Source organism: Pseudomonas sp. GL-B-26, assembly GCF_019947405.1.
Lineage (GTDB): Bacteria > Pseudomonadota > Gammaproteobacteria > Pseudomonadales > Pseudomonadaceae > Aquipseudomonas.
This window is the reverse complement of record NZ_JAGYGJ010000011.1, coordinates 75561-95439: the sequence shown is the minus strand read 5'-3', so window position 1 is coordinate 95439 and position 19879 is coordinate 75561. Positions and strand designations below refer to the sequence as shown.

Here is a 19879-nt window from a genome sequence, read left to right as displayed (position 1 = left end):
CCCATGCGCCTGCTCGCTGTGTTGATCAGTGCTGTGTTGCTGTGCTGCCAGGCAGTGCAGGCGCAGGTCCGTACCTATGACGAAATGATCGCCGCCAGGGAACTGAAAGTGGCGGTCTACAAGGACTTCGCCCCCTACAGTTTTGAAGACGCCGGCCAGGCCCGTGGCGTTGATGTCGAACTCGCCGAAGCGTTGGCCAAGGCTCTCGGCGTGCGCCTGACGTTGATTTGGGCACCCGCCGGCGAGAAGCTCGACGATGACCTGCGCGATTACATCTGGCGCGCCAGTCAGTTGCACGATCTGCAACTGGCCGACCTGATGATGCGCGTGCCGTACGACCGCGACTACGCGCAGAAACGCAATGAACTGGGTGAGCTGGAAAACGGCCATGTGGTGATGTTCGGGCCGTACCAGAACGAACAATGGCAGGTCGCCTATGATCGCCGTCGCCTGGACAAGGTCGGTAGCGTCGCGGTGTTCGAGCACCACCCGATCGGCGTCGAAGTCGATAGCGTGCCGTCGTTCTACCTGACCTCGGTGTTCAGCGGCATGCTCGCCGCCAAAACCCATCACTACCCCGGGGTGCCCCAGGCATTTGCCGCCATGAAGGCCGGTGAAGTCGACGCGGTCATGGCCATGCGCGGCGAGATCGATTGGCAAGTGCATGAAGCGGCGGACCCGCAAGTGGCGCTGGCGGAAAACGCCTACCCGAACATGGGCAAGCAGCTGTGGGAGATCGGCATGGCGGTGCATGAAAGCAACCGTCAACTGGCCTATGCCGTGGAAGAGGCGCTGGAAGCCTTGATCCGTGAGGGCGCTGTCAAAACCATTTATGGCCATTACGGCCTGCGCTATGACGTGCCCGAGATGTATCAATAGTGAACTGGCGAGCGAGTTGTCTGTTGGCCTGTTGGTTACCCATCGCCGCGCACGCCGTGGACATCGACCCGGGCAAAGACCCGGTGCCCTCGGTGATGTGGGCCTTCTATCACAAGCAGATGCTCGGCGATGCGCCGTTCGTGTTCGACGATCGGGTCAAGCTGCTGGCGCCGCCGTTCGCCGAAGACGCCCGGCAAGTGCCGCTGGAAATCGACGCGCGAGCGTTCAAGGGCGAGGTGGTGAAAATCCTCGCCTGGGCTGAACTCAACCCTTTGCCGAAAATTGTCGATTTCCAGCCGCTGGACCGCGTGCTGCCCTGGCTGTCGATCCGTATCCGTATCGAACAGGCCACGCCGTTGCGCGCGGCAGTGCTGACCCGTGACGGGCTGTGGCATGTCGGCTCGACGTTGATCGATGCAGCGGGCGGCGGTTGCACGGCGCCGAGTGTGGTGCGCACTCAGCCGGGCTGGGAAGACCACATCGGCGAAGTGCTGGGCGGTCGTTATCCCCGTGGCGAATTCAGTCGCGTGCGCTTGCAGGTGGCGCACCCGATGGACAACGGCATGGTCAGCGGCATTCCGGAATTCTTCATCAACCATGCCGAACTGCGGGATCAGAACGATCAGCTGTTGGCCCGTCTTGAGTTGTTTCCCGCCGTTAGCGAAAACCCCAACCTGGCCTTTGATATAGAAGGGGCAGGGCAGACGCGTCTGATACTGCGCGACAACAGCGGCAATCAATTCGATGCGGCCATACCCTGACCCAAAGGAGCGCGTGATGCGCTGGATACTGCTGCTGTTCATGAGTTTGAGCCTGCCGGTTCTGGCCGAGCTCGACTACTCACTCAAGCCCCGGCAGATCGCCGAAGACACCTGGCTGCTGGAAGGCAGCACCGACAATTTTGCCAAGACCAATGGCGGCAACATCGTCAACACCGCGTTCATCGTCACCGAACAGGGTGTGGTGGTGATCGACACCGGGCCGTCGAAACGCTACGGCGAAGCGATGCGCAAGGCGATTGCCTCGATCACCGATAAACCGGTGATCGAGGTGCTGCTGACTCATCATCATCCTGATCATGTACTCGGCAACCAGGCCTTCAGTGATGTGCCGATCGGTGCGCTGGCCGGCACCACCGAGCTGTTGCAGCAGCAGGGCGACGCCATGGCCGAGAACATGTATCGCCTGGTGGGCGACTGGATGCGCGGCACCGAAGTGGTGTTGCCGACCCGCACGCTGACGCCTGGCGTGCAAAGTTTTGGGAATCACGATTTTCGTCTGTTGGGCCTGGGTGGGCACACGGGCGCGGATCTGGCTATTCTCGACCAGAAAACCGGTGTTCTGTTTGCCGGGGATCTGGTGTTTTACCAACGGGCGCTGACCACGCCCAACAGTCCGGGGTTGGCAGTGTGGCTGGCGGACATCGCCACCCTTCAAGGCCTGCCGTGGACGCTGATCGTTCCCGGCCATGGACCTGTGGCCAGCGATCAGCAGCCGTTCGAGCAAATGCGCGACTACCTCGGCTGGCTCGACCAGTTGATGCGCGATGGCGCCGCCAACGGTAGTGATATGGCCGAAATGATCCGCAGCCCCATTCCCGAACGGTTTGCCGGGATCACTCTGAGCCGCTACGAGTTGATCCGCAGCGTCAGCCATTTGTACCCGCATTACGAGCGCGCACAAATGCCCCGTGTCGATTCCGCCGCGAGCAAATGATCAACACAAATCCCCTGTGGGAGCGGGCTTGCTCGCGAAGGCGGTGTATCAGCCGACATCATTGTTGAATGTGAAGGCCCCTTCGCGAGCAATCCCGCTCCCACATTAGATCACTGTCGATCACGAATTTCGGTGTCCATCTCCTCCGACCCGGTACTAAGGAACTAGCAATCTCAGCACTGCGGGCAATTGTTCCAAGGGCGGCGGCGCCCAAGAATCTGCACCAGACCGGGAAAATTTCCCGGGTATAACAAAAACTGCAGAGGTAGCCGTCATGACCCAACCCGCACGTCGCCAACCCTTCGTCTTGAGCGTGCTGCTCAGTGCCATGCTGTTGTCTGGCTCGGCATTGGCCGGCGTCACTGATAAAGACATCCTCCAGGACCCCAAGAACCCGGAGCAGATCGTCACCAACGGTCTGGGCGTCCAGGGTCAACGCTACAGTCCGCTGGATACGCTCAACGTCAACAACGTGAAGGACTTGCGGCCGGTCTGGGCGTTCTCCTTCGGCGGTGAAAAACAACGCGGTCAGCAAGCACAGCCGATGATCAAGGACGGCGTGATGTACATGACCGGTTCCTACTCGCGGGTGTTTGCGGTGGACGCACGCACCGGCAAGAAGCTCTGGCAATACGATGCGCGCCTGCCCGATGACATCCGCCCTTGCTGTGACGTGATCAACCGTGGTGTCGCGCTGTACGGCGACCTGGTGATCTTCGGCACCCTCGACGCCAAGCTCGTGGCCCTGAACAAAGACACCGGCAAAGTCGTCTGGAGCAAGAAAGTTGCCGACCACAAGGAAGGCTATTCGATCAGTGCCGCGCCGTTGGTAATCAACGGCAAACTGATCACCGGTGTCGCCGGCGGCGAGTTCGGGGTGGTTGGCAAAATCGAAGCCTACGACCCGAAAAACGGCGACCTGCTGTGGACCCGGCCAACCGTCGAAGGCCACATGGGCTACACCTACAAGGACGGCAAAGCGGTAGAGAACGGCATCTCCGGCGGCGAAGCCGGCAAGACCTGGCCCGGCGATCTCTGGAAAACCGGCGGCGCCGCCCCTTGGCTTGGCGGTTACTACGACCCGGAAACCAATCTGCTGCTGTTCGGCACCGGCAACCCGGCGCCGTGGAACTCGCATTTGCGTCCTGGCGATAACCTCTACTCGTCGTCGCGTCTGGCGCTCAACCCGGACGACGGCACTATCAAGTGGCACTTCCAGAGCACGCCTCATGACGGCTGGGACTATGACGGCGTAAACGAGCTGGTCTCGTTCAACTACACCGAAGGCGGCAAAGAGATCAAAGCCGCCGCGACCGCTGACCGTAACGGCTTCTTCTACGTGCTGGACCGCACCAATGGCAAATTCATTCGCGGCTTCCCGTTCGTGGACAAAATCACCTGGGCTACCGGCCTGGATAAAGACGGTCGGCCGATCTACAACGAAGCCAGCCGCCCAGGCGCGCCCGGCACCGAAGCCAAAGGCAGTTCGGTATTCGTAGCACCGGCATTCCTCGGCGCGAAAAACTGGATGCCGATGGCCTACAACAAGGACACCGGACTGTTCTACGTGCCGTCCAACGAATGGGGCATGGACATCTGGAACGAAGGCATCGCCTACAAGAAAGGCGCGGCGTTCCTCGGTGCCGGTTTCACCATCAAGCCATTGAATGAAGACTACATCGGCGTGCTGCGCGCCATTGACCCGAAAACCGGCAAGGAAGTCTGGCGCCACAAGAACTTCGCGCCGCTGTGGGGCGGAGTGCTGACCACCAAGGGCAACCTGGTGTTCACCGGCACGCCGGAAGGTTTCCTCCAAGCGTTCAATGCCAAGACTGGCGAGAAAGTCTGGGAATTCCAGACCGGCTCCGGCGTACTCGGCTCGCCTGTGACCTGGGAAATGGACGGCGAACAATACGTCTCGGTGCTGTCCGGTTGGGGCGGTGCTGTTCCTTTGTGGGGCGGCGAAGTGGCCAAGCGCATCAAGGACTTCAACCAGGGCGGCATGCTCTGGACGTTCAAGCTGCCGAAAGACCTGGTCGCCAAGCACTAACCCCAGTCCACCACATAACCCTGTGGGAGCGAGCCTTTGTGGCGAGGGGGCTTGCCCCCGTTGGACTGCGCAGCAGTCCCATTTTTTGGGGCCGCTCCGCGACCCGACGGGGGCAAGCCCCCTCGCCACACAAGCTCGCTCCTTCAAGGGGATTTGCCACATAGATGTGGGCAAATCTACTACCAAATAACGAGAGTCCTCCTGCCAACGGCGCATTCGTCTGACGCGCAGGGCTCTCTACTATCGGTTCATCGCCTGTTTGCCCGACAGGCATCGACCCAGACAGAGGCCCACCATGATCTACGCACAACCCGGCACACCTGGCGCCGTCGTTACCTTCAAACCGCGCTACGGCAATTTCATCGGCGGCGAGTTCGTCGCCCCGGTCAATGGTGAGTACTTCACCAATTCTTCGCCGGTCACCGGCGAAGTGATCGCCGAGTTTCCGCGCTCCAGCGCCGCCGACATCGAAAAAGCCCTCGACGCAGCGCATGCCGCCGCCGATGCCTGGGGCAAAACCTCGGCGCAGGACCGCTCTCTGGTGCTGCTGAAAATCGCCGACCGCATCGAGCAGAACCTGGAAATCCTCGCCGTCACCGAAACCTGGGACAACGGCAAAGCCGTGCGCGAAACCCTCAACGCCGACGTGCCGCTGGCCGCCGACCATTTCCGTTACTTCGCCGGTTGCATCCGTGCTCAAGAGGGCGGTGCCGCCGAGATCAACGAGCTGACCACGGCCTATCACTTCCACGAGCCATTGGGCGTGGTCGGACAGATCATTCCGTGGAACTTCCCGCTGCTGATGGCTGCCTGGAAACTCGCCCCGGCCCTGGCCGCCGGTAACTGCGTGGTACTCAAACCCGCCGAGCAGACGCCGCTGTCGATCATGGTTTTCGCTGAGCTGATCGCCGACTTGCTGCCGGCCGGTGTGCTGAACATCGTTCAGGGTTTTGGTCGCGAAGCGGGTGAGGCGTTGGCCACCAGCAAGCGCATCGCCAAGATCGCCTTCACCGGTTCCACCCCGATTGGCGCGCACATCATGAAATGCGCGGCCGAGAACATCATTCCGAGCACTGTCGAATTGGGCGGCAAGTCGCCGAACATTTTCTTCGAAGACATCATGCAAGCCGAGCCGCAGTTCATCGAGAAGGCCGCCGAAGGTTTGGTGCTGGCGTTCTTCAACCAGGGCGAAGTCTGCACCTGTCCATCGCGAGCGCTGGTGCAGGAGTCGATCTACGACGACTTCATGAAAGTGGTGATGAAGAAGATCGTCAACATCAAGCGCGGCAACCCGCTGGACACCGACACCATGGTCGGCGCCCAGGCGTCCGAGCAGCAATACGACAAGATCCTTTCGTACCTGAAAATAGCCCAGGAAGAGGGCGCCGAGCTGCTCACCGGCGGCGCGGCCGAGCGTCTTGAGGGCGACTTGTCGACGGGTTATTACATCCAGCCGACCCTGCTCAAGGGCCACAACAAAATGCGCGTGTTCCAGGAAGAAATCTTCGGCCCGGTGGTGGGTATCACCACCTTCAAGGACGAAGCCGAAGCCCTGGCGATTGCCAACGACAGCGAGTTCGGCCTCGGCGCCGGTCTGTGGACCCGCGACATCAACCGTGCCTACCGCATGGGCCGGGCGATCAAGGCCGGGCGTGTCTGGACCAACTGCTACCACCTGTACCCGGCCCACGCCGCGTTTGGTGGCTACAAGAAGTCCGGCGTCGGCCGTGAAAACCACAAGATGATGCTCGACCATTATCAGCAGACCAAAAACCTGCTGGTGAGCTACGACATCAATCCGATGGGGTTCTTCTAACCTCGCAAGCACACTGAAGAACCTGTGGGAGCGAGCTTTTGTGGCGAGGGGGCTTGCCCCCGTTGGACTGCGCAGCAGTCCCATTTTTTTTTGGGGCCGCTTCGCGACCCAACGGGGGCAAGCCCCCTCGCCACACAAGCCCGCTCCCACATTGGTTTTGTGTGTACCGGAAAACCCCGCGCACCCCCTACCAATGCACGCCGCCACCTCGTTCGAAAGTAGCATTCGGGTGCATGGCGCCCCGTGCATTAATGGCTTTACCGGAATCGTCCGGCATAAGAAGAGGATTGACCCATGTGGACTAAACCCGCGTTTACCGATCTGCGCATTGGCTTCGAAGTGACGATGTATTTCGCCAACCGCTGATTGTTCACCCGGCCAGCTGTTGCGTTGGCCGGGCCTGCCTTTTGGAGCATTGCCCATGCACATTCGCGTTCTCGGATCCGCCGCTGGCGGTGGTTTTCCGCAATGGAATTGCAACTGCCGCCAGTGCGCCGCGATGCGCAATGGCAGCCTGCGGGCCCAACGCCGGACCCAGTCCTCGATTGCCCTGAGCGACAACGGTGTGGATTGGGTGCTTTGCAATGCTTCACCGGACATTCGCGCGCAACTCGAGAGTTTCGCGCCGCTGCAACCGGCGCGCCGGGTTCGTGACACGGCGATTGCCGGCGTCGTCCTGCTGGACAGCCAGATCGACCATTGCACCGGCCTGTTGAGTCTGCGCGAAGGCTGCCCGCATTCGGTCTGGTGCACCGAACGCGTCCATGAAGACCTGAGCAGCGGCTTCCCGTTGTTCACCATGCTCAAGCATTGGAACGGCGGGTTGCAGTGGCAACCGGTCGGGCTCGACCGCGAGCCGTTCAGCATCACCGCTTGCGCACACCTGCGATTTCGCGCGATCCCCTTGGTCAGCAACGCACCGCCGTACTCCCCCAATCGCGGCAATCCGCAGCCGGGCGACACCATCGGCTTGTTTATCGAAGACCGACGCAGCGGTGCTTCGCTGTTCTATGCGCCGGGCCTGGGACAGGTCGACGACGAGGTGCTGAGCTGGATGCAACGCGCCGATTGTCTGTTGCTGGACGGCACCTTGTGGCGCGACGACGAGATGCGAGTCTGCGAAGTCGGCCAGAACCTGGGCAGTGAAATGGGTCACCTGTCGCAAAGCGGCCCTGGCGGCATGCTCGAAATCCTTGAAGGCTTCACCCGCCAGCGCAAGGTGCTGATCCACATCAACAACACCAACCCGATCCTTGATGAAGACTCGGCCGAGCGGGCGCTGCTGGAGCGGCGCGGGATCGAAGTGGCGTTTGACGGCATGAGTATTGATCTGTAGCGGATGGCCCCTTCGCGAGCAAGCCCGCTCCCACAAGGGTGCCGCGTTCCACTGTGGGAGCGGGCTTGGTCCGGGCGGCGTTCCGACGAAGGCGCCAGAGCAAACACCGCAGAGCTACCAGGAGAACCGCAATGACTGACAAAGCAATGACCCCCACCGAATTCGAAGCGGCCCTGCGCGCCAAAGGCGCCTTCTACCACATCCATCATCCGTTCCACCAAGCCATGTACGCCGGGCGCTCCAGTCGCGAGCAGATTCAAGGCTGGGTTGCCAATCGCTTCTACTACCAGGTGAACATCCCCCTGAAGGACGCCGCGATTCTTGCCAACTGCCCGGACCGCGACGTACGCCGGGAATGGCTGCAACGAATCCTCGATCACGACGGCGTGCCCGGCAGCGAAGGCGGCATCGAAGCCTGGCTGCGGCTGGGCGAAGCGGTGGGGCTGGATCGCGAGCAAATCCTTTCACAGGAATTGGTGCTGCCCGGTGTCCGTTTCGCCGTGGATGCCTACGTCAATTTCGCCCGTCGCGCCTGTTGGCAGGAAGCCGCCAGCAGTTCGCTGACCGAGCTGTTTGCGCCACAGATCCACCAATCCCGGCTTGATGCCTGGCCGACCCATTACCCGTGGATCGACGTCGGCGGTTATGACTATTTCCGTAATCGCCTGAGTCAGGCGCGAAGGGATGTCGAGCATGGTTTGCGCATCACCCTGGCGCACTACGTCACAGTCGAAGGCCAGCAACGCATGCTGGAAATCCTGCAATTCAAGCTCGATGTGCTGTGGAGCATGCTCGACGCCATGAGCATGGCCTACGAGCTGGAGCGCCCGCCGTATCACACCGTCACCACGGACCAAGTCTGGCACCGGGGGATTGCCCTGTGAGCCTGATTAACCGCGAGCAATCACCGTCGCTGCGCCAGGGTTTTCGCCTGCAATGGGAACCTCGTCAGGACTGTCACGTGCTGCTGTACCCCGAAGGCATGATCAAACTCAACACCAGTGCCGGGCAGATCCTCGATCTGGTGGACGGCCAGCGCAGCGTTGCGGCGATCATTGATCGACTGTCTGAGAGTTTCCCCGGCGTACCGGGGATCGACGAAGATGTGCTGGCGTTTCTGGAGGTGGCCCATGCTCAATTCTGGATCGAGTGACTCGCGTCCGGGTCCGCCGCTGTGGCTGTTGGCGGAGTTGACCTATCGTTGCCCGCTGCAATGCCCGTATTGCTCCAACCCGCTGGACTTTGCCCAATCAGGCGAAGAGTTGAGCACCGAAGAATGGATCCGGGTGTTCCGCGAAGCCCGGGAGATGGGCGCCGCGCAACTGGGTTTTTCCGGCGGCGAGCCGTTGGTTCGTCAAGACCTGGCCGAACTGATCAAGGCTGCCCGGGACATGGGTTACTACACCAACCTGATCACCTCGGGCATCGGCCTGACCGAGCAGAAAGTGCGCGATTTCAAGGTCGCGGGGCTGGACCACATCCAGATCAGCTTCCAGGCCGCCGACGAAGCGGTGAACAACATGCTCGCCGGCTCGCGCAAGGCCTTCGCGCAGAAACTCGCGATGGCCCGGGCGGTAAAGGCCCAGGGCTACCCGATGGTGCTGAACTTCGTCACCCATCGGCACAACATCGACCAGATCGCACAGATCATCGATTTGTGCCTGGAACTGGAAGCGGATTTCGTCGAATTGGCGACCTGCCAGTTCTACGGCTGGGCCGAGCTCAACCGGGTTGGCCTGTTGCCCACGCGCGAACAATTGCAGCGTGCCGAGCGCATCACCCACTCATATCGCGAGCGTCTTGAGGCGCAGGGCCACCCGTGCAAGCTGATCTTCGTCACCCCGGATTACTACGAAGAACGCCCCAAGACCTGCATGAACGGCTGGGCCAATCTGTTTCTCGACATCACCCCCGACGGCACAGCGTTGCCTTGCCACAGCGCCCGACAGTTGCCGGTGCAGTTTCCCAACGTGCGCGAGTACAGCATCGAGCACATCTGGACTGATTCTTTCGGTTTCAATCGCTTTCGTGGCGACGACTGGATGAAGGAACCGTGCCGCTCCTGCGATGAAAAGCACAAGGATCTGGGTGGTTGCCGCTGCCAGGCATTCATGTTGACCGGTGACGCGGCCAATGCGGACCCGGTGTGCAGCAAGTCATCGCATCACGGTGTGATTCTCAAGGCCCGCGAGGAAGCCGACGCACCGGGGCTGGGCATGGAACACCTGACGTTGCGTAACGAGAAGGCTTCGCGACTGATCTACCGAGGATGAATCCAGACGTTGCGTCCAACGCGAATCCCTGTGGGAGCGGGCTTGCTCGCGAAGGCTGCATTACATGCAACATTGATGTCGACTGACCCACCGCTTTCGCGAGCAAGCCCGCTCCCACAGGGGATCTGCGGTGGGTACAAGATTTGAGTACACCCCAGCCTGCTACCCATTGGTCTGATTGCATTCACAGCCGGATGCTTTAGTGTGGACGTTACCTTCCAAAACAATAAAAACAGGCTTTTCCAATGAGCCAGAGTCTTAGTCAGCTGCGTAAATTCGTTTCGCCTGAAATCATCTTTGGTGCCGGCTGCCGGCACAACGTCGGCAATTGCGCCAAAACCTTTGGTGCCCGCAAGGTCCTGCTGGTCAGCGATCCCGGTGTGATTGCCGCCGGTTGGGTCGCCGATGTCGAGGCCAGCCTGCAAGCCCAGGGTATCGAGTACGTCCTGTACAGCGCCGTCTCGCCCAACCCTCGGGTCGAAGAAGTGATGCTCGGCGCCGATCTGTACCGGGAAAATCATTGCGATGTGATCGTGGCCGTCGGTGGCGGCAGCCCGATGGATTGCGGCAAAGGCATCGGCATTGTCGTCGCCCATGGGCGCAGCATCCTCGAATTCGAAGGCGTGGACACCATCCGTGTCCCCAGTCCGCCGCTGATCCTGATTCCGACCACCGCCGGGACCTCGGCCGATGTCTCGCAATTCGTGATCATCTCCAACCAGCAAGAACGCATGAAGTTCTCCATCGTCAGTAAGGCGGTGGTCCCGGACGTGTCGCTGATCGACCCGGAAACCACCCTGAGCATGGACCCGTTCCTGTCGGCCTGTACCGGCATCGATGCGTTGGTGCATGCCATCGAAGCGTTTGTTTCCACCGGTCACGGGCCATTGACCGACCCCCATGCGCTGGAGGCGATGCGCCTGATCAACGGCAACCTGGTGCAGATGATCGCCAACCCCAACGATATCGCCCTGCGCGAGAAAATCATGCTCGGCAGCATGCAGGCCGGGCTGGCGTTCTCCAACGCGATCCTCGGCGCGGTGCACGCCATGTCCCACAGCCTGGGCGGTTTTCTCGATCTGCCTCATGGGCTGTGCAACGCGGTGCTGGTGGAACACGTGGTGGCGTTCAACTACAGCTCCGCACCTGAGCGCTTCAAGGTGATCGCCGAGACCTTTGGCATCGATTGCCGTGGCCTCAATCACCGGCAGATTTGCGGGCGTCTGGTGGAACATCTGATTGCGTTGAAACACGCCATCGGCTTCCACGAAACCCTCGGACTGCACGGGGTCAGCACTGCGGACATTCCGTTCCTGTCGCAACACGCCATGCACGATCCGTGCATCCTGACCAACCCGCGTGAGTCCAGTCAGCGTGATGTCGAGGTCGTCTATGGCGAAGCCCTCTGACGAACAGCAACGGGCGCTGGCGGGGTTACTGGGATTAGGCAGCCACTCGGCGCGCAAAAGTCATTACCCGGAACTGGCTGCGCGCCTCGACGAGCTGGAAACCGAGCGCAATCGCTATAAATGGCTGTTCGAGAACGCGGTCCACGGGATCTTTCAGGCCAGCCTCCTGGAAGGCATGCGCGCCGCCAATCCGGGACTGGCGCGGATGCTCGGCTACGATAATCCCCAGGAGGTGCTGTTTTCCCTGGCGGATCTGGCGAGCAACCTGTTTGTCGGTGGTGCACAGGAACTGGAAAATATCGGCGAAATCCTCAGGCACCAGGGCAGCCTGCATGGCTATGAAACCCAATTGCGGCGCAAGGATGGCAGCAGCCTCGACGTGCTGATGAACCTATTGCTCAAGCCCGATCAGGAAGGGCTGGTGGAAGGGTTTGTCGCCGACATCACCGAACGCAAACTCGCCCAGCAACGCTTGCAGCAACTCAACGACGAACTGGAGCAGCGCGTCACCGCGCGCACCGACGAGTTGCTGGAAGCCAACCGTAACCTGCAACAGCAGATCACCCAGCGTAAACAGATCGCCGAAGCCTTGCGCGATGCCCGGGACGCCGCCGAGGCCGCCAATCGCAGCAAGGACAAATACCTCGCCGCCGCCAGTCATGACCTGCTGCAACCGCTCAATGCCGCGCGTTTGCTGATCTCGACCCTGCGCGAACGCAAGCTGCCCGATGTCGAGCAGGTGCTGGTGGAGCGTACGCATCAGGCGCTGGAAGGGGCGGAAGATTTGCTCACCGATTTGCTGGATATTTCCCGGCTCGATCAGGCGGCGGTCAAGCCGGACATTGCGCTGTACCGCCTCGATGAATTGCTCGCGCCGCTGGTGTCGGAGTTCCAGTCAGTGGCGCAAGCCGCAGGGTTGAACCTGCGCGTGCACATGGGCGATTACGCCATCAGCACCGACTTGCGCCTGATGACGCGGATTCTGCGCAACTTCCTCAGCAACGCCTGCCGCTACACCGACGAAGGCAGCATTCTTCTGGGTGCCAGACGCCGGGGTGAAATGCTACGCTTGGAAGTCTGGGACACCGGGCGCGGGATCGCGGCGGACCGACTGGATTCGATCTTCCTCGAGTTCAACCAACTGGACGTCGGCCGTGCCGCCGACCGCAAGGGAGTGGGCCTGGGGCTGGCCATCGTTGAACGCATCGCCAAGATCCTCGGCTATAAAGTCGGGGTTCATTCGCTGCCGGGGCGTGGTTCGATGTTCAGCATCGACGTGCCGATTTCCCATGAAATTCCGCTGCCGATCAGCCTGGCGGCACCACAACCCGGCACCGGCAATCCATTGCCGGGCCGGCGCTTGCTGGTGCTGGACAACGAAGTGAGCATCCTCGAAAGCATGAGCGCGCTGCTCGGGCAATGGGGTTGCGAAGTGGTGACGGCCACCGACGAATTCTCCGCACTGGCCGCCTTGCAGGGGCGACCGCCGGAACTGATTCTGGCGGATTACCACCTCGATCACGGGGTGGTGGGCTGTGATGTGGTCAGGCATTTGCGTGAGCATTACCACCAGGCGATTCCGGCGGTCATCATCACCGCAGACCGCACGGATCAGTGTCGGCGCTCATTGCAGCGGCTCGACGCACCGCTGCTGAACAAACCGGTGAAACCCGGCAAGTTGCGCGCGGTGCTGAGTCAGTTGCTGGGGTAGCGATAGTGCAAGCTGAAACCGAGCTCGGCTGACTCGCCTTGCTCCAGCAATCGCAACCCCGGACGACCGGGCAGGTGATGCGCGTTGACCGGGTGGCTCACCGGTTCGATACAGAAAAAATCCAGGTCCGCCGGGCAGTAGAGCAGGTAGTAATCGCTGCCGGTGGCCCGGCATTCCAGCTCATAGCCCAACGCTGGCTGGCGGATCAGGCAATGGCCGTCCCATTCGCAGAAGCCGTTGTCGACCAGTGTGTCGGGCAACGTCTTGAGTGACTGGAAATCCCATTCGGCCGGCAAGGCACTGAGGTGTGTCGGCAGTTTGGTCCCGTCACACAACCAGACTTGCCGGGCTTGTGCCTGCAACTGGGTGCCCGTGGTACGCGGAAAGTAGGGATGCAAACCGAGCCCATGCCAGGCCGGGCTTTCGGCCAGATGGGTGACCTTAAGCTCAATGCTCAGCTTGCCTTCGCTCAGATGGAATCGTTGCCGGGCGCGGTAAGCGAAGGGCGTGGTGCTGTCGAGTTGCAGGACGACTTCATCGCGCGTCTGCGAAACCACCTGCCACGGCTGTTGCCAGGCGCTGCCGTGAATCGGCATGGGATCGGTGAGGCTGTTGGGTGTCAGTGCCAGCCAGCCCTCGGGGCAGTCGAAACCTCCTTCGGAAATTCGGTTCGACCACGGTGCCAAGGGAAAACAGCCGAGCTTGCCGGGCAGACCGGTGTTTAACGCGTGAACGTCACTGTGGCGCAACAGCGGCAGACCCGTGCCGCACACGCTCCAGTTGACGATGCTGCCACCGAGTTGCGGGGCGAGGGTGAGGTGGGTGAATTCGTCTTCGAGTTCCAGAATTTTTGGCGTCATGTTGATTTTTACTGGCTCATTGAATGGCTTTTGTGGCGAGGGAGCTTGCTCCCGCTCGGCTGCGAAGCAGTCGCAAATCAAATAACTCGGTATATCTGAACGACTGCAAAGGGCCGCTGCGCGACCCAGCGGGAGCAAGCTCCCTCGCCACAGGGAGACCTCACCAGCCAAGTCATATCATTCATGATCAGCAATCCTTGAACAACGGCTCCGGCAAACCTTTCACCCCGGGATTGAGGGCGAACACACCGCCGGCCGGTGACTGTTCGTCATGGTCGTCGCCGGGACGGATCGAGGTCACGAACAATGTGTCCAGGCGACTGCCGCCGAAGGCGCACATGCTCGGTTTTTTCACCGGTACGGCGAGGGAACGGTCCAGTCGGCCATCGGGCGTGAAACGGTGAATCAGCCCGGCGTCATTGGCGCAAATCCAGTAGCCGCCTTCGGCATCGACCGCCGCCCCGTCGGGACGACCGGGGAATTGATGCATGTCGACAAACAGCCGGCGGTTGGACGGCGTGCCGCTGTCGATGTCGTAATCAAAGGCCCAGATTTGCTGGACCAAGGGATGAGAGTCAGACAGGTACATCGTTCGCCCGTCCGGGCTGAAACCCAGGCCGTTGGGCACGATAAACCCGCCGAGTTGCGCCTCGAGTGGCCCGCGTTGCCCGGCGCTGTAGCGATAAAGCGTGCCGTCGGCAGCGTTGGCGCCCATGTTCAGCACCATGCTGCCGGCCCAGAATCGCCCCTGACGATCGCACCGACCATCGTTCAGGCGCATATCTGTGCGGGCGTGTTCGACCGGTGCCAGGAGATTGCTGTCGAGGCTGCCGTCATTGTGCGGGTGCAGATGAAAGAACCCGCTTGCCATCCCGGCAACCCAGCCGCCGTTGCTGTGACGTGCAATGCAGGCGAGCATTTCTGGTGCTGTCCAGGCGTGAACATGGCCGGTTTCGGCGCTCCAGCGCTGAAGTCCGCCGGCAGGAATATCAACCCAATACAGGGCGTTTTCCTCGGGCACCCAGACCGGGCATTCACCTACCGCGTTGCGGGCATCGACAATCAATTCGGCTTGCATGACAGCTCATCCCCTCAGGTTTTTGTTGTCGGGATCAAGTGATGTGCGCGGGTTCAGTCGCCGAACGGGCCGGACGCGACAAACGCTCCACCCTGGTAAACCCGTGCCGGGTCATCAGCGGCCGGCATCGGTTGGGCTTCGACTTTTTCGCGGAACACTTCGGAGCTGTCCTGAGGTTCATAACCCAGGCAGGTGGCGAATCGGTTGTCCCACCAGACGTTCTTGTTGTCGGACATGCCGTAGACCACGGTGTGGCCGACATTGGGGGCGTACAGCGCGCATTCGAGCAATTGAGTCAGGTCGCCGAAGCTCAACCAGGTGCTCATCATTCGGCGGTTGAGCGGTTCCGCGAACGAGGAGCCGATGCGCACGCTGACGGTCTCGATGCCGTAGCGATCGAAGTAGAAACTGGCCATGTCTTCGCCGTAGGACTTGGACAAGCCGTAGTAGCTGTCCGGGCGGCGAGGGGAGTGGGCGTCGATGACTTCATCCTGCTTATAGAAGCCGATCACGTGGTTGGAACTGGCGAAAATCACCCGCTTCACACCATGGCGGCGAGCGGCTTCATAGATGTGGAACACGCCGCAGATGTTGGCGCCGAGGATCTCTTCGAACGAGTGCTCCGTCGATACGCCACCAAAGTGCAGGATCGCGTCCACGCCTTCAACCAGCTGATGGACTGCTTGCTTGTCTGCCAGGTCGCAGGGCACGACTTCTTCACGGTCATCGATGGCCGGGGCAATGTCAGCGATGTCCGACAGGCGAATCACATTGGCGTAGGGGCGCAGGCGTTCGCGCAGGACTTTGCCGAGGCCACCGGCGGCACCGGTCAGGAGGAGACGATTGAAAGGAGCGCGGGCGTTAGTTGTGATGGTCATGGAAGTCCCTGAACAAGCAGTCAGTTGTTATTGAATTTGTTGTAGGTTGTCGTACGACTAGGTCGAAGTATCGTTAGCCTTTCTGGTGGTTGTCAACGCACATCAATTGAAATTGACGAAGGGTCTGGCCGCCCCGCGCTCGATGTAGCAGCTGGCGAAGCCTGCGTTCGGCTGCGAAGCAGTCGTAAACCCTACACAGGTGATTTTCCTGATGCACCGCGTCGGCTGATTTTACGACTGCTGCGCAGCCGAACGCAGGCTTCGCCAGCTGCTACAAAGATCCGGCTTACAGCAACGAGATCGGGTAGTTGATGATAATGCGGTTTTCGTCGAATTCGTTGGTGCTGAAGTCCTTGCGGATCGACGCGTTACGCCATTTGACGTTGAGGTTCTTCAGCGCGCCGCTCTGTACGGTGTAAGCCAGTTCTGACTCGCGGCCCCATTCCTTGCCGTCGGTGATGGTGCCTGTGTGCACGTTATCGCCGCTGATGTAGCGGTTCATCATCGTCAGGCCGGGAATGCCGAGCGCCACAAAATTGTAGTCGTGGCGCAGTTGCCAGGATCTTTCCTTGGCGTTGTCGTAGCTGGAGTTGTAGCTGTCGTTGGCCAGGGTGCCGCCGCTGGTGCCGTTGACCCGCATCCAGACATCGTCGCCGGTGAGTTTTTGCAGGCCGACGAAGAAGGTGTTGCCGCCGTATTTGGCCGAGAGCATGGCGAACGCGGTTTTGTTGTCGAGGTCGCCAGCCAGGGCGCTGCCGTCTTCCTTGCCGATGAAGTAGCCAAGGTTGGCGCCGAGGGTCCAGTCGCCGATGGGCTGGCTGTGGCTCAGGTTGAAATACTGCTGCTGATAAATGTCGCTGAGTTGCGCGTACCAGACACCGACCTGGGTGCGCTTCTCGTTGAACGCATATTCGCCGCCGCCAAAGTTGAAACGGTCCGAGGTGAAGGCCGCGGATTTGCCGTTCATGAACATGTCTTCCATGCTCGCATCGTTGCGCGGGCTGTTGGCGCGGAACTGGCCGCCGTAGAGCGTCAGGCCACTGATCTCGGTGGACGTCACTTGACCACCGCGGAAGGTTTGCGGCAGCGAGCGACCGTCGTCGGAGCGCAGGATCGGCAACACCGGCATCCATTCGCCGACCTTCAATTCGGTTTTCGAGATTTTCCCTTTCAGCGCCACACCCAGGCGCCCGAAGTTGTCGGCCGGGCGGCCGTCGTCATGAATCGGCAGCAACGAGGTGCCGCCCGTGCCTTTGCCGCCGTCGAGTTTTTCCGAGTACAGGCCCAGCACATCCATGCCGAAACCAACGGGGCCTTGGGTGAATCCGGATTTGGCGTCGAGGATGAAGCTTTGCGTCCACTCTTCAGCCTTGCCCTGCGGGTAGGCCGGGTTCGTGAAGTTGCGGTTGATGTAGAAGTTGCGCAGGTTCAGCGTGGCTTTGGCGTCATCGACGAAACCTTCGGCATGACTGGTCATGGGCAAGGCGAGGGCTAGGCTGCTGCAACCGATCAGGCTCAGGGTGTGACGGCGTGCGAAGGTTGGGCGAGGGGTGCAGGCGGAGGAATTGCGGACGAGCTTGCTCACAGTGACGCTCCCGTGTTTCTTGTTGTTTTTATTCTTGTTATACGTCGTCGTACAACATAGGGGCGGATTATTTGCAAGTGTTACGGGGAATGTCAATCAGAAGTTGTACGATGACTTGGCTCCGTTTTATGGTTTGTCGCAGAAACCCTGTGGGAGCGGGCTTGCTCGCGAAGGCGGTCTGCCAGTCAGCCAATGTGTTGAATGTGACGCCGCTTTCGCGAGCAAGCCCGCTCCCACAGGGATTGGCGTTTTAGCCAGTGATCATCGGCGGCATCGTGCCGAGTAAAGAAACGGCAGCCACCGCTCCCATTCCCAGCAACCATTCAAGAATTACACTACTTGTCAGAGCAGTCGGACGCTGCTCGCAGTCGTTGATCCGCAGCCGATTGAACAACGCCAGCCCCAGCATCGCGGCGACCAACACAACCTTGATCAACAGAATCAGCGCAAACCCGGACAGCAACGGCGTCGGCCAGAACTGCCCGGTGAGGACCCGAACATTGATCAGCCCGGTCATCACCAACCCCGCCACCAAGACGTAACCAACGCCGCTGAAGCGTTGCAAGGTCGCTTTGATTGAATGCTCTGTCGGCTGCCGCAGGATCATCACCAACAGCATCAAGCCGCCGAGCCAGGCGCCGACGCAGGTCAGGTGAATGATTTGATTGAGGATCAGCAATTGGCCGTTGAGGCCGTCGAGCATGGCTCCGTGGCCGACCGGGGCGAGGGTGGCCAGCAGCAGGCTGGCGAGGCCGATTCGCAGGGGCAGGTTTGAGCGCAGGGGCGTCATCAGCAGCGCGACCAACAACGCATTGAGCAGCAGGTGCCAGCGCCAGACCTGGCCGAAAAATGTATTGCCCAGCACCAATCGCAGGGTCGATGGATCGAATGCCGCGTCCCACGAACCGGCCATGCTGGCGGTGATCAGCAGCAACCAGCTAACGCCAGTGACCAACGCCACCGCCGCCATCCAGCGGCTTGTCTTCGTCAGTCGCTGATCCAGATTTCCAGCGTCGCCATTAACCAGCAGAGGCCTGAACACCCAGACCCCGAACAGCATCAGCACGACGGTGAAATGCAGGAAGCGGCACAGCACCATCGCGCTCGTCATGAATTACTGGCCAACCTTGAAGTTATAGGCGCCTTCGCTTTTGTGGGTATCGACCGACACCGCGTGCCATTCGACTTTGTAAGCACCCGCTGCCAATGGTGCGGCCGGGGTGACGATCAGGGTTTTCTTGTCGCTGCCTTCGGTGGCGAGGCTTTTCACCGCCACGTCGGCACCGTCCTTGCTGATCGTGACTTTGGAAAAGGTCGCTTCAACGCCTTCGGAAAACACCAGGCGCAGTTCCGACGGCGCGGTCACCGTGCTGTCGGCGGCCGGGGTCTGGCTTTTCAGATGGGCGTGGGCAAACACCGACGAAGCGACGAACAGCGAGCCGAGCAGGGCGACGGTGGTCAGGGTTTTCTTGAGCAGCATCGTGGAATACCTCTGAGGCGGGTTCGAAAAGGCGGTCAGTTTACCTGCGCGAAGCTGTGTGTACGAAGTTTCGTTTTCCCTTGTCGCCGCGAGCTAGAGCGGATGCTAGTCTTGAGCAACGCTGTTGTCAGGGAGCCCTCATGGGCAATCACAAGATCGAGATTCGTCGCAGTAACGTCGAGAAAATTCTGTTGGGGGCCGAAAAGGTGTTCGCCGAAAAAGGTTTCGGCGGCACCGCCATGGCCGACATCGCCGCCGAAGTGCAACTGCCGCGCTCCAACCTGCATTACTACTTCAGCACCAAGAGTGAGCTGTACAGCGCGGTGCTGTTGGGTTTGCTGGAAGTGTGGAAACAGGACGCGCTGTGCTTCGAGATGTTCGACGACCCGCGCGTGGTGCTCAGCAGCTACATCCGCGCCAAGATGAACCACTCCCGCAGCCGGCCTTACGGCTCCAAAGTCTGGGCCAACGAAATCATCCACGGCGCGCCGACTCTGGGTGAGAAGCTGGACGTGAGTCTGTACGACTGGGCCAAGATGAAAGAAGCGAAAATTCGCCAGTGGGTGGACGACAAACGCATCCTGCCGGTGGAGCCTTCGAGCCTGCTGTACATGATCTGGGCGTCGACCCAGCATTACGCCGACTTTGATCATCAGGTGAATATTCTGAATGATCATCAGCCTTTGTCGGACATGCAGTTCGAGCGGGCGGTGCAGACGGTGACGAGTGTGATCTTGCGCGGGATTGGGTTGGAACCTTGAGCTTTGCGGTGTTGCTGCTGGCCTCATCGCGAGCAGGCTCGCTCCCA

The 19879-nt window shown here is 60.6% G+C and carries 19 protein-coding genes; 13 read left to right on the top strand and 6 right to left on the bottom strand.

What is annotated here, in order from left to right; translation table 11 throughout:
- Nucleotides 1–3: 3 nt before the first annotated feature.
- The 12 genes from KGB23_RS09870 to KGB23_RS09815 all read left to right on the top strand — a co-directional run bounded on the left by KGB23_RS09870 (nucleotide 4) and on the right by KGB23_RS09815 (nucleotide 13190).
- Nucleotides 4–879: a substrate-binding periplasmic protein gene (locus KGB23_RS09870; RefSeq protein ID WP_223430891.1), complete on the top strand. Its 876-nt coding sequence runs from the start codon at nucleotides 4–6 to the stop codon at nucleotides 877–879.
- On the top strand, nucleotides 879–1640 hold the full coding sequence (locus tag KGB23_RS09865; protein WP_223430890.1) for a quinoprotein dehydrogenase-associated SoxYZ-like carrier: 762 nt from the start codon (nucleotides 879–881) through the stop codon (nucleotides 1638–1640). Before KGB23_RS09870 ends, KGB23_RS09865 begins: the two co-directional genes overlap by 1 nt.
- A gap of 16 nt (nucleotides 1641–1656) precedes the next feature.
- On the top strand, nucleotides 1657–2595 hold the full coding sequence (locus KGB23_RS09860; protein ID WP_223430889.1) for a quinoprotein relay system zinc metallohydrolase 1: 939 nt from the start codon (nucleotides 1657–1659) through the stop codon (nucleotides 2593–2595).
- 274 nt (nucleotides 2596–2869) lie between these two features.
- Nucleotides 2870–4645, top strand: a complete 1776-nt coding sequence (locus tag KGB23_RS09855) for a PQQ-dependent methanol/ethanol family dehydrogenase (protein ID WP_008149753.1) — start codon at nucleotides 2870–2872, stop codon at nucleotides 4643–4645.
- A gap of 295 nt (nucleotides 4646–4940) precedes the next feature.
- The gene (locus tag KGB23_RS09850) at nucleotides 4941–6461 is read left to right on the top strand and encodes an aldehyde dehydrogenase family protein (RefSeq protein ID WP_223430888.1); all 1521 of its coding nucleotides are present in this window, start codon (nucleotides 4941–4943) and stop codon (nucleotides 6459–6461) included.
- A 294-nt stretch (nucleotides 6462–6755) separates the two neighbouring features.
- On the top strand, nucleotides 6756–6827 hold the full coding sequence (gene pqqA, locus KGB23_RS09845; protein WP_003253598.1) for a pyrroloquinoline quinone precursor peptide PqqA: 72 nt from the start codon (nucleotides 6756–6758) through the stop codon (nucleotides 6825–6827).
- A 55-nt stretch (nucleotides 6828–6882) separates the two neighbouring features.
- Entirely contained in the window at nucleotides 6883–7797 is a 915-nt protein-coding gene (gene pqqB, locus KGB23_RS09840) for a pyrroloquinoline quinone biosynthesis protein PqqB (protein WP_223430887.1), read from the top strand.
- A 131-nt stretch (nucleotides 7798–7928) separates the two neighbouring features.
- Nucleotides 7929–8681 (top strand): pyrroloquinoline-quinone synthase PqqC, encoded by a 753-nt coding sequence (pqqC, locus tag KGB23_RS09835; protein ID WP_223430886.1) that lies wholly within the window; start codon nucleotides 7929–7931, stop codon nucleotides 8679–8681.
- Nucleotides 8678–8950, top strand: a complete 273-nt coding sequence (pqqD, locus tag KGB23_RS09830; RefSeq protein ID WP_046048900.1) for a pyrroloquinoline quinone biosynthesis peptide chaperone PqqD — start codon at nucleotides 8678–8680, stop codon at nucleotides 8948–8950. The genes pqqC and pqqD overlap by 4 nt, the downstream gene beginning before the upstream one ends.
- Nucleotides 8928–10070, top strand: coding sequence for a pyrroloquinoline quinone biosynthesis protein PqqE (gene pqqE, locus KGB23_RS09825; RefSeq protein ID WP_223430885.1), 1143 nt, complete (start codon nucleotides 8928–8930; stop codon nucleotides 10068–10070). The genes pqqD and pqqE overlap by 23 nt, the downstream gene beginning before the upstream one ends.
- A gap of 245 nt (nucleotides 10071–10315) precedes the next feature.
- Nucleotides 10316–11479: an alcohol dehydrogenase-like regulatory protein ErcA gene (gene ercA / locus KGB23_RS09820; RefSeq protein WP_008149766.1), complete on the top strand. Its 1164-nt coding sequence runs from the start codon at nucleotides 10316–10318 to the stop codon at nucleotides 11477–11479.
- Nucleotides 11463–13190 (top strand): NahK/ErcS family hybrid sensor histidine kinase/response regulator, encoded by a 1728-nt coding sequence (locus KGB23_RS09815; RefSeq protein ID WP_223430884.1) that lies wholly within the window; start codon nucleotides 11463–11465, stop codon nucleotides 13188–13190. The genes ercA and KGB23_RS09815 overlap by 17 nt, the downstream gene beginning before the upstream one ends.
- On the opposite strand, the gene KGB23_RS09810 is transcribed toward KGB23_RS09815, so the two are convergent.
- From KGB23_RS09810 to copC, 6 genes are all read right to left on the bottom strand, one after another.
- On the bottom strand, nucleotides 13175–14050 hold the full coding sequence (locus tag KGB23_RS09810; protein WP_223430883.1) for an aldose 1-epimerase: 876 nt from the start codon (nucleotides 14048–14050) through the stop codon (nucleotides 13175–13177). The two genes, KGB23_RS09815 and KGB23_RS09810, sit on opposite strands and share 16 nt — an antisense overlap.
- A gap of 187 nt (nucleotides 14051–14237) precedes the next feature.
- The gene (locus tag KGB23_RS09805; RefSeq protein ID WP_223430881.1) at nucleotides 14238–15128 is read right to left on the bottom strand and encodes an SMP-30/gluconolactonase/LRE family protein; all 891 of its coding nucleotides are present in this window, start codon (nucleotides 15126–15128) and stop codon (nucleotides 14238–14240) included.
- A gap of 53 nt (nucleotides 15129–15181) precedes the next feature.
- Nucleotides 15182–16006, bottom strand: coding sequence for an NAD-dependent epimerase/dehydratase family protein (locus KGB23_RS09800; protein WP_046048895.1), 825 nt, complete (start codon nucleotides 16004–16006; stop codon nucleotides 15182–15184).
- A 286-nt stretch (nucleotides 16007–16292) separates the two neighbouring features.
- Nucleotides 16293–17591, bottom strand: coding sequence for an OprD family porin (locus KGB23_RS09795; protein WP_223430880.1), 1299 nt, complete (start codon nucleotides 17589–17591; stop codon nucleotides 16293–16295).
- A 250-nt stretch (nucleotides 17592–17841) separates the two neighbouring features.
- Nucleotides 17842–18702 (bottom strand): copper homeostasis membrane protein CopD, encoded by an 861-nt coding sequence (copD, locus tag KGB23_RS09790; RefSeq protein ID WP_223430879.1) that lies wholly within the window; start codon nucleotides 18700–18702, stop codon nucleotides 17842–17844.
- Nucleotides 18703–18705: 3 nt separating this feature from the next.
- A complete protein-coding gene (copC, locus tag KGB23_RS09785) occupies nucleotides 18706–19071 on the bottom strand; it encodes a copper homeostasis periplasmic binding protein CopC (RefSeq protein WP_223430878.1) in 366 nt (121 codons plus the stop codon).
- A gap of 140 nt (nucleotides 19072–19211) precedes the next feature.
- On the opposite strand from copC, the gene KGB23_RS09780 reads away from it, so the two are divergent.
- A complete protein-coding gene (locus tag KGB23_RS09780) occupies nucleotides 19212–19832 on the top strand; it encodes a TetR/AcrR family transcriptional regulator (RefSeq protein ID WP_008149783.1) in 621 nt (206 codons plus the stop codon).
- The last annotated feature ends 47 nt before the right edge of the window (nucleotides 19833–19879 follow it).